The organism is Candidatus Thiothrix phosphatis (assembly GCF_035668035.1).
Taxonomy (GTDB): Bacteria; Pseudomonadota; Gammaproteobacteria; order Thiotrichales; family Thiotrichaceae; genus Thiothrix; species Thiothrix phosphatis.
On the sequence record NZ_JAYMYJ010000127.1, the window covers coordinates 1 to 8,121 of the forward strand.

Below are 8,121 nucleotides of genomic sequence, written 5' to 3' on the forward strand. Positions count from 1 at the left end.
CTTTGAGCGGCTCACATATTCTAAAGCCCCCGGCTTTGCCGGGGGATACTTACTCGTGACAGAATTGTGCTCTCTAAACTCTATCGCCTTGACGGCTCTTTTTTATTTGGTGGTTTTGCCAGGTGGCATTGAAGTGGCTCCTTTTTGTAGGAATAACGCCATACCACTTGTAAATATAGTTGATCAACGACTGTCATCATACCTTTGGCTCAGGATGCATACCACACTGAATGTAACAAAATGTAAAGGCTCATTATGTGTTTCGGGGTCTTGGTCGTTTCAGATGCGGGTGAATAAAGTATAACATGTTGATAATAAATAGTTCCCATGGTCTTAGGCGGACTTTTTGCCGAGGCTCCGAAACACATAATGAGCCAATGTAAAAACCGCTTGCACTTCTGGAACATCCCGCTATAATCTCCCTCCTTCAACGGCAGGCGTATAGCTCAGTTGGTTAGAGCACCACCTTGACATGGTGGGGGTCGTTGGTTCGAGTCCAATTACGCCTACCATCCTTTATCCATTACAACCATGTGACCCCTCGTATAGGTCACCACTGGAGCACAAGATGCCTATCATCACTCTCCCTGACGGCAGTCAACGTTCCTATCCATCCCCCCTTTCTGTCCTTGATGTTGCGGCTGATATTGGCGCAGGCCTTGCCAAGGCGACGCTTGCAGGCAAGCTTAACGGCGAGCTGGTTGACGCCAGCCATCTGATTGACCATGACGTTTCGTTGAGCATTGTCACCGCCAAGGATGCAGAAGGGTTTGATCTTATCCGTCATTCATCTGCCCATTTGATGGCGCATGCGGTCAAACAACTGTTTCCGGATGTGCAGGTCACCATCGGCCCGACCATTGAAAACGGCTTCTACTACGATTTCGCTTCTCCGCGCCCATTCACGCCGGAAGATTTGCAGGCGATTGACGCGAAGATGCAGGAGTTGATCAAGCAGGATATTCCGGTCGAACGCAGCACTATGCCGCGCGATGAGGCGATCGCCTTTTTCAGAAATATGGGTGAAGCCTACAAAGCCGAAATCATTGAAAGCATCCCTGTCGGCGAAACGCTTTCCCTCTACCGCCAAGGCGACTTCATCGACTTGTGCCGTGGGCCGCATGTGCCGAGCACCGGCAGGATTCCGGCCGTCAAGGTGATGAAGGTGGCGGGGGCTTACTGGCGTGGCGATTCCAGCAAGGAAATGTTGCAGCGCATTTACGGCACGGCCTGGACGAACAAAAAGGATTTGCAAGCTTATCTGACCATGCTGGAAGAGGCGGAAAAGCGTGACCATCGCAAACTTGGGCGGCAGCTTGATTTGTTCCATTTCCACGAAGACGCGCCAGGTGCCGTATTCTGGCATCCGAAAGGCTGGACAGTCTTTCAGGAACTGATCGGCTATATGCGCCAGTGTCAGCAGCGTGCGGGTTACGTCGAGGTCAATACCCCGGATGTCATGGATCGCAGTTTGTGGGAGATTTCCGGCCATTGGTTTAACTACCGTGAAAACATGTTCACCACTAAGACTGAAGATGACCGTGTTTTTGCGCTCAAGCCGATGAATTGCCCCGGTTCCGTGCTGATGTTTGCGCAAGGCTTGAAAAGTTACCGCGACCTGCCACTGCGGATGGCGGAGTTCGGTAAAGTGCATCGTTATGAGCCATCCGGTGCGTTGCACGGCCTGATGCGGGTGCGCCATTTTACCCAAGATGACGCCCATATCTACTGCACCGAAGAGCAGATGGCGCAGGAATGCAAGGATGTGGTCGCATTGGTGCTCGACATCTACAAGGACTTCGGCTTTGACAATGTGCGCATCAAGCTTTCCACCCGCCCAGAAAGCCGCATTGGTTCTGATGAAGTTTGGGACAAGTTGGAAGCGGCACTGGCTGACGCTTTGGAGAGTATGGGGTTAGAATATACCCTGTTTCCTGGTGAAGGCGCTTTTTACGGCCCGAAATTGGAGTTCGTATTACGTGACGCCATTGGCCGTGATTGGCAGTGCGGCACTTTGCAAGTGGATATGAACCTGCCGGAGCGGTTCGACGTCTCTTATGTGGCGGAAGACAACACGCGCAAACGTCCGGTGATGTTGCACCGCGCGTTGTTTGGCTCATTGGAGCGCTTTGTCGGCATCCTGATTGAGCATCATGAAGGCAAGTTCCCATTGTGGTTGGCACCGACCCAAGCCGTGATGATGAATATCACCGATAAGCAGGCAGATTTTGTGCAGGATGCGGTCAGGCAATTGCAACAGGCGGGCATCCGCACTGTCGCGGACTTGAGAAATGAAAAAATTGGCTTTAAAATCCGCGAACACACCATGCAACGCGTCCCTTATCTGTTGGTAGTCGGTGACCGTGAAGTGGAGACGCAATCTGTCGCCGTGCGCACGCGCTCCGGTAAAGACTTGGGAATTCTTCCGCTGGCCGAAGTCCAGCAACGTCTGAACGGGGAGATTGCTGCGCGCGGATTATCGCTTTTGTAGTAATCAAATTATTTTCTGCCACTTAAGGTGGCGGAAAATAATTGAAAATGAGGATTAAACTTATCGCTCTTGAGAAAGAACACCGTATCAATGACGACATTAATGTTCCGAAAGTTCGTCTGATTGATGCAGAAGGTGAGAATAAAGGCGTTGTCTCCCTACGGGAAGCGCTGGAAATGGCTTACGATGCTGAACTTGATCTGGTGGAAATCGTGCCCAATGCGAAGCCGCCGGTTTGCCGTATCATGGATTATGGCAAATTCCGCTTTGACGAAAGCAAGAAAGCCGCCCAGGCCCGTAAAAACCAAAAGCAGGTGCAGGTCAAGGAAATCAAGATGCGTCCAGCAACGGACGAGGGCGATTACCAGATCAAGATGCGTAAGCTGCGCGAATTTTTGGACGAAGGTGACAAAGTAAAAGTTACCTTGCGTTTCAAAGGACGTGAGATGGCGCACAAGGAACTGGGTATGGAAGTCCTCAAGCGGGTTGAAAAAGAGCTGGAGGAAGTGGCGTCTGTCGAACAGTTCCCCAAACTTGAAGGCCGTCAGATGGTCATGATGCTCGCTCCGAAAAAGAAATAGGGGGATTTCCCCCAACACCATCCTGCCAAGGCGAGGCACTCTTGCAGGGTGTTTTATCTACCTCTAGTTGAAGGAGACAAAGATGCCTAAGATGAAATCCAGCCGTGCTGCGGCCAAGCGCTTTAAAAAATCGGGTAGTGGCCTGTTTAAGCGCAAACAATCACACCTGCGCCATATTCTGACCAAGAAATCCACCAAGCGTAAGCGTCAGCTGCGTTCCGGCGACAACTATGTTGTTGCTGCGGATCACGCCAGCATCCAGAAAATGTTGCCTTACGCCTAAGGAGGGTTTGAAACATGGCAAGAGTAAAACGTGGTGTAACGGCACATGCCCGTCACAAAAAGGTTCTGAAGCAGGCAAAGGGTTATTACGGTGCCCGTAGCCGGGTTTACCGTGTTGCGCATCAGGCGGTCATCAAGGCTGGCCAGTATGCGTTCCGTGACCGTCGCCAGAAAAAACGCCAGTTCCGCGCTTTGTGGATCGTGCGCATCAATGCTGGCGCGCGTCAGTTTGGCCTGTCGTACAGCCGTATGATGAATGGTTTGAAGAAAGCTGGCATTGCGCTTGACCGCAAGGTTCTGGCTGATCTGGCTGTTCATGACATTGCCGCATTTGGCGCAGTCGCAGAAAAGGCGAAAACTGCCCTGGCTGCCTGAGCTGCATTAAAGTGCGCTGAAAAGCACCCTTGACCGGGTGAGCAAGGCGGGGGAAGGTTGACGCCTCTCCCCGCCTTTTGTTTTCTGATTCTCCTGGCTTTCCGGTTGGGAGGAAATTGGCTACCAAACCCCCAAGTAAAGGAAATCGTCGTGCAAAGTTTGCTGGAACTGATGGGTCATGCCCATGAGCAGATTTCGCAGGCCGCCAGCCTCACCGCGCTGGATCAGGTGCGAGTGCAGTATCTGGGCAAAAGCGGCCTGCTGACTGAGCAACTGAAAAGTCTGGGCAAATTGCCGCCGGAGGAGCGCAAAACGGCTGGTGCGGAAATCAACAATGCCAAGCAGGCGCTGACGCTGGCTATTGATGACCGTAAGCAAAGCCTGCAAGCTGAAGCGTTGAACGCCCGCCTGCAAGCCGAAAAAGTGGATGTGACATTGCCGGGTCGCCGTATGGATACGGGTAACCTGCATCCGGTGACCCTGACCATTCAACGGATTAGCGAGATATTTGCGCAACTGGGCTTCAGTCTGGCGGAAGGGCCTGAAATCGAGGATGATTTCCACAACTTTACTGCGCTGAACATTCCAGAGTCGCATCCGGCGCGCGCCATGCATGACACGTTTTATATGGATAGCGGCTCGCTGCTGCGCACCCATACGTCTTCCGTGCAAATCCGCCATATGGAACATAACCCGCCGCCATTGCGGATCATTGCGCCAGGGCGTGTGTACCGTTGCGATTCCGATATGACCCATAGTCCCATGTTCCATCAGGTGGAAGGGTTGATGGTGGATGAAGATGTCACCTTCGCCGACCTGAAAGGCATGTTGGAAGCCTTTTTCAAGGCGTTCTTTGAAGTGGATGAGCTGCCGACCCGTTTTCGCGCCACCTTCTTCCCGTTTACTGAACCCTCAGCGGAAACCGACATCCAGTGTGTGCATTGCGGTGGTGACGGCTGCCGTGTCTGCAAAGGGACTGGCTGGCTGGAAGTGATGGGTTGCGGCATGGTGCATCCGAATGTGTTGAAAAATGTCGGCATTGACAGCGAAAAATACACCGGTTTCGCTTTCGGTTTCGGGGTTGAGCGGTTGGCGATGTTGCGATACCAGATCAATGACTTGCGCGTGATGTTTGATAACGACGTGCGTTTCCTGAAACAATTCAGCTGAATAAAGCGGAGTAAACTTATGAAAGTCAGTGAAAAATGGCTGCGTGAGTGGGTCGGTGCACCGCACACGCTGGATGAAATTGCCGATAAGCTCACCATGTCTGGCTGTGAAGTGGAGGCTCGTGAGCCGGTGGCGGCCGCTTTCACCGGTATTGTGGTCGGTCATGTGGTGGAACGTGAAAAACACCCTGACGCTGACAAGTTGAGCGTTTGCAAGGTCGATAACGGACAAGGGGAAATCCTGCAAATTGTATGTGGGGCCAGCAATGTCCGTGCTGGCCTGAAAGCGCCGCTGGCGTTGCTTGGCGCTGTTTTGCCGTTGCCGGATGGCAAGGAGCTGAAGATCAAGAAAGGCAAGCTGCGCGGGGTTGAATCCTTCGGCATGCTGTGCTCCGCAGTTGAGTTGGGCATAGCCGACAAATCCGATGGCTTGCTGGAGTTGCCGGAAGATGCGCCGGTTGGCGTGAATATCCGCGAATACCTGCAACTGGATGATGAAGTGATCGAACTGGCGATTACCGCCAATCGTGGCGATTGCATGAGCATGATCGGGGTGGCGCGGGAAACGGCGCTGGTGCTGGATGCGCCACTGAAGACGCCAGAAATTGCACCGGTGACGGTGCGTTGCGAGGACACATTCCCGGTCGATGTCCAGGCGGCTGACGCCTGCCCACGTTACGCCGGGCGCATTATCCGCAATATTGACCCACAAGCGCCGACACCAATTTGGATGCAGGAAAAACTGCGCCGCGCTGGCATCCGCAGCATTTCAGCGACAGTCGATGTGACCAACTATGTGCTGTTGGAATTGGGCCAGCCGATGCATGCCTTCGATCTCGACAAGCTGCAAAACGGCATTGTAGTGCGCTATGCCAAAGACGGTGAAATGCTGGCGATGCTGGATGGCCGGACTGCGACACTGCGCCGCGATACGCTGGTGATCGCTGACGGCTCCAGGCCGGTTGCTATGGCTGGCGTCATGGGCGGCGAACCCACTTCGGTGACTGACGCCACCCGTAATGTCTTTCTGGAGAGCGCCCACTTCCGCCCTGCTGTCATTATGGGGAAGGCACGCAGCTATGGCCTGCAAACTGATTCTGCCGCCCGTTTTGAGCGTGGCGTTGACCCGGATATGGCGCTCAAGGCGATGGAACGTGCAACCCGGCTGATCGTGGACATTTGTGGCGGTGATGCAGGGCCGGTGGTTGATCTCTGTGCGGATTCCAGCGTGCTGGAGCGCAAATCCATCCTGTTGCGTCCGGAGCGTATTCGCCGTGTGCTCGGTGTGAGCATGGATGACGCGATTGTGGAAGGTGTGCTGGCGCGCCTGAACTGTGAATTTTCCAGAATGGAGTCAGGCTGGTGGGTGAAAGCCCCATTGGCGCGTTTCGACCTCGCCATTGAAGAGGATCTGATTGAGGAACTGGCGCGTGTCCGTGGTTATGACTCGATCCCAGCGGAATTGCGTCCGCGTGCGCCGCGTATTATCCAGCCAAGTGAGAAGTCTGTAGGGCAGGGCAGGTTGCGCAACCTGTTGGTGGCGCGCGGTTATCAGGAAGCGGTGACCTTCAGTTTCGTTGACCCCAAAATGGAGCTGATGCTTGCGCCGACAGCGGACAATATTGTATTGGCCAACCCGATTTCTGCTGATTTGGGAGTCATGCGCAGCACGCTGTGGTCAGGCCTGCTGCGTTCGGTTGTTTATAACCTGAACCGTCAGCAGCAACGGGTGCGGCTGTTTGAGGTCGGCCCGGCTTTTTTCAAGGACACGGCGGGCAACCCACAGCAGCAAACCCGGTTGGCGGGCGTGATTACGGGTAATTTATACCCTGAACAATGGGGACAGGTGAACCGGCCTGTTGATTTCTACGACCTTAAAGGGGATGTGGAGGCGTTGCTGGAACAGGCGGCTGGCGTGCAGTTTCATTTTGCGCCGGTTGCGCATGCAGCACTACACCCTGGCCAGTCCGCCGAAATCATGACACAAACCGATGTGGTCGGGTGGATGGGTATGTTGCATCCGCGCATTGAGGAAAAACTGGGGCTGGAGCAGCCGGTTTATCTGTTTGAATTGGATATGCGTTTGCTGGCGCAACGTATTTTGCCAAAATACCAGGCCATTTCCCGCTTCCCTGCTATCCGCCGTGACCTTGCCTTGCTGGTCAGGGAGGATGTGTTGGCGGTGGCATTGGAAAATGCGGTGAGAAAAGCAGCCGTTCCTCAGTTGGTGTCCTATTATTTGTTTGACGTCTATTCTGGAAAAGGTATTCCGGAAGGACGGAAAAGTGTTGCTTTAAGCTTGATTTTACAGGATTTTTCGCGCACTCTTGAAGACGCGGAAATTAACCGGATAGTAGAAGGCGTTGTGGCTTCACTTCAGGAAGAAGTCGGCGCAACGTTGCGTTAAAACAGGGAGACAGTGCATGACAATAACATTAACCAAAGCAGACATGGTTGAACATTTGTTCGAAGAACTGGGCTTGAACAAGCGTGAAGCGAAGGATCTGGTCGAGATGTTCTTTGACGAAATCAGCGATGCCCTGATTACCGGTAAAAACGTGAAGTTATCCGGTTTTGGTAATTTTATGCTGCGAGACAAGACGCAGCGTCCGGGCCGTAATCCGAAAACAGGGGAGGAAATTCCGGTGACAGCGCGGCGGGTGGTGACTTTCCGGCCCGGCCAGAAGCTCAAACAGCGGGTAGAGGAATATGCAGGAAGCGGCGACGCCGAATAGCCAGCTACCGCCCATTCCGGGCAAGCGCTATTTTACCATTGGTGAGGTGAGCGATTTATGTGGCGTCAAGACACATGTGTTGCGGTATTGGGAACAGGAGTTCCCTTCCCTCAAGCCAATGAAGCGGCGTGGCAACCGGCGTTATTATCAGCGGGAGGATGTCTTGCTGATCCGCCAGATTCGGGCCTTGTTGTATGAACAGGGCTACACCATCAGCGGCGCGCGGCAAAAGTTGCTGGAAGATTCGCATAATCCGCCGCCTGCCCAATTTTCGCCTGAAACAGCCGTTGCGAATGGGCAGGACGTTGCGCCGATTGTGCAGGAACTGGAACGTATCCTCTCTATCCTGCGGCATTGATTTCAACTTGAGCTTGCCTGTCCGTTACGGTAAGCTTGCATCCCTTCGGTCGGGGCGTAGCGCAGCCTGGTAGCGCACCACACTGGGGGTGTGGGGGTCGGAGGTTCGAATCCTCTCGTCCCGACCAATT

Annotated in this window: 8 protein-coding genes and 2 tRNA genes; all 10 read left to right on the plus strand. The window is 53.7% G+C overall.

From position 1 onward, the window contains the following. The first annotated feature begins 435 nt into the window (after nucleotides 1-435). Nucleotides 436-512 (plus strand) — tRNA-Val (locus VSS37_RS14735). A 56-nt stretch (nucleotides 513-568) separates the two neighbouring features. Beyond that, entirely contained in the window at nucleotides 569-2,491 is a 1,923-nt protein-coding gene (thrS, locus tag VSS37_RS14740; protein WP_324696436.1) for a threonine--tRNA ligase, read from the plus strand. A gap of 47 nt (nucleotides 2,492-2,538) precedes the next feature. Next, the gene (gene infC, locus VSS37_RS14745) at nucleotides 2,539-3,072 is read left to right on the plus strand and encodes a translation initiation factor IF-3 (protein ID WP_324696449.1); all 534 of its coding nucleotides are present in this window, start codon (nucleotides 2,539-2,541) and stop codon (nucleotides 3,070-3,072) included. 82 nt (nucleotides 3,073-3,154) lie between these two features. Next, on the plus strand, nucleotides 3,155-3,355 hold the full coding sequence (gene rpmI / locus VSS37_RS14750; RefSeq protein ID WP_002707451.1) for a 50S ribosomal protein L35: 201 nt from the start codon (nucleotides 3,155-3,157) through the stop codon (nucleotides 3,353-3,355). A gap of 14 nt (nucleotides 3,356-3,369) precedes the next feature. Further along, entirely contained in the window at nucleotides 3,370-3,729 is a 360-nt protein-coding gene (gene rplT, locus VSS37_RS14755; RefSeq protein ID WP_324696439.1) for a 50S ribosomal protein L20, read from the plus strand. Nucleotides 3,730-3,879: 150 nt separating this feature from the next. Next, nucleotides 3,880-4,899, plus strand: a complete 1,020-nt coding sequence (gene pheS, locus VSS37_RS14760; RefSeq protein WP_324696441.1) for a phenylalanine--tRNA ligase subunit alpha — start codon at nucleotides 3,880-3,882, stop codon at nucleotides 4,897-4,899. Nucleotides 4,900-4,917: 18 nt separating this feature from the next. Continuing rightward, nucleotides 4,918-7,305 carry a phenylalanine--tRNA ligase subunit beta gene (pheT, locus tag VSS37_RS14765; protein ID WP_324696443.1) on the plus strand — a complete coding sequence of 796 codons (2,388 nt, stop codon included), beginning with the start codon at nucleotides 4,918-4,920 and terminating at the stop codon, nucleotides 7,303-7,305. A 16-nt stretch (nucleotides 7,306-7,321) separates the two neighbouring features. Then, nucleotides 7,322-7,633: an integration host factor subunit alpha gene (gene ihfA, locus VSS37_RS14770; protein ID WP_324696445.1), complete on the plus strand. Its 312-nt coding sequence runs from the start codon at nucleotides 7,322-7,324 to the stop codon at nucleotides 7,631-7,633. Beyond that, nucleotides 7,608-7,991, plus strand: coding sequence for a MerR family transcriptional regulator (locus VSS37_RS14775; protein ID WP_324696447.1), 384 nt, complete (start codon nucleotides 7,608-7,610; stop codon nucleotides 7,989-7,991). The genes ihfA and VSS37_RS14775 overlap by 26 nt, the downstream gene beginning before the upstream one ends. Before the next feature lie 50 nt (nucleotides 7,992-8,041). Next, nucleotides 8,042-8,118, plus strand: a tRNA-Pro gene (locus tag VSS37_RS14780). Nucleotides 8,119-8,121 lie beyond the last annotated feature (3 nt).

Excerpts from the sequence above, each read along its gene's own strand:
- thrS (WP_324696436.1), top strand. The coding sequence starts at position 569 with ATGCCTATCATCACTCTCCCTGACGGCAGTCAACGTTCCTATCCATCC.
- infC (WP_324696449.1), top strand. The coding sequence starts at position 2,539 with ATGAGGATTAAACTTATCGCTCTTGAGAAAGAACACCGTATCAATGAC.
- rpmI (WP_002707451.1), top strand. The coding sequence starts at position 3,155 with ATGCCTAAGATGAAATCCAGCCGTGCTGCGGCCAAGCGCTTTAAAAAA.
- rplT (WP_324696439.1), top strand. The coding sequence starts at position 3,370 with ATGGCAAGAGTAAAACGTGGTGTAACGGCACATGCCCGTCACAAAAAG.
- pheT (WP_324696443.1), top strand. The coding sequence starts at position 4,918 with ATGAAAGTCAGTGAAAAATGGCTGCGTGAGTGGGTCGGTGCACCGCAC.
- ihfA (WP_324696445.1), top strand. The coding sequence starts at position 7,322 with ATGACAATAACATTAACCAAAGCAGACATGGTTGAACATTTGTTCGAA.
- VSS37_RS14775 (WP_324696447.1), top strand. The coding sequence starts at position 7,608 with ATGCAGGAAGCGGCGACGCCGAATAGCCAGCTACCGCCCATTCCGGGC.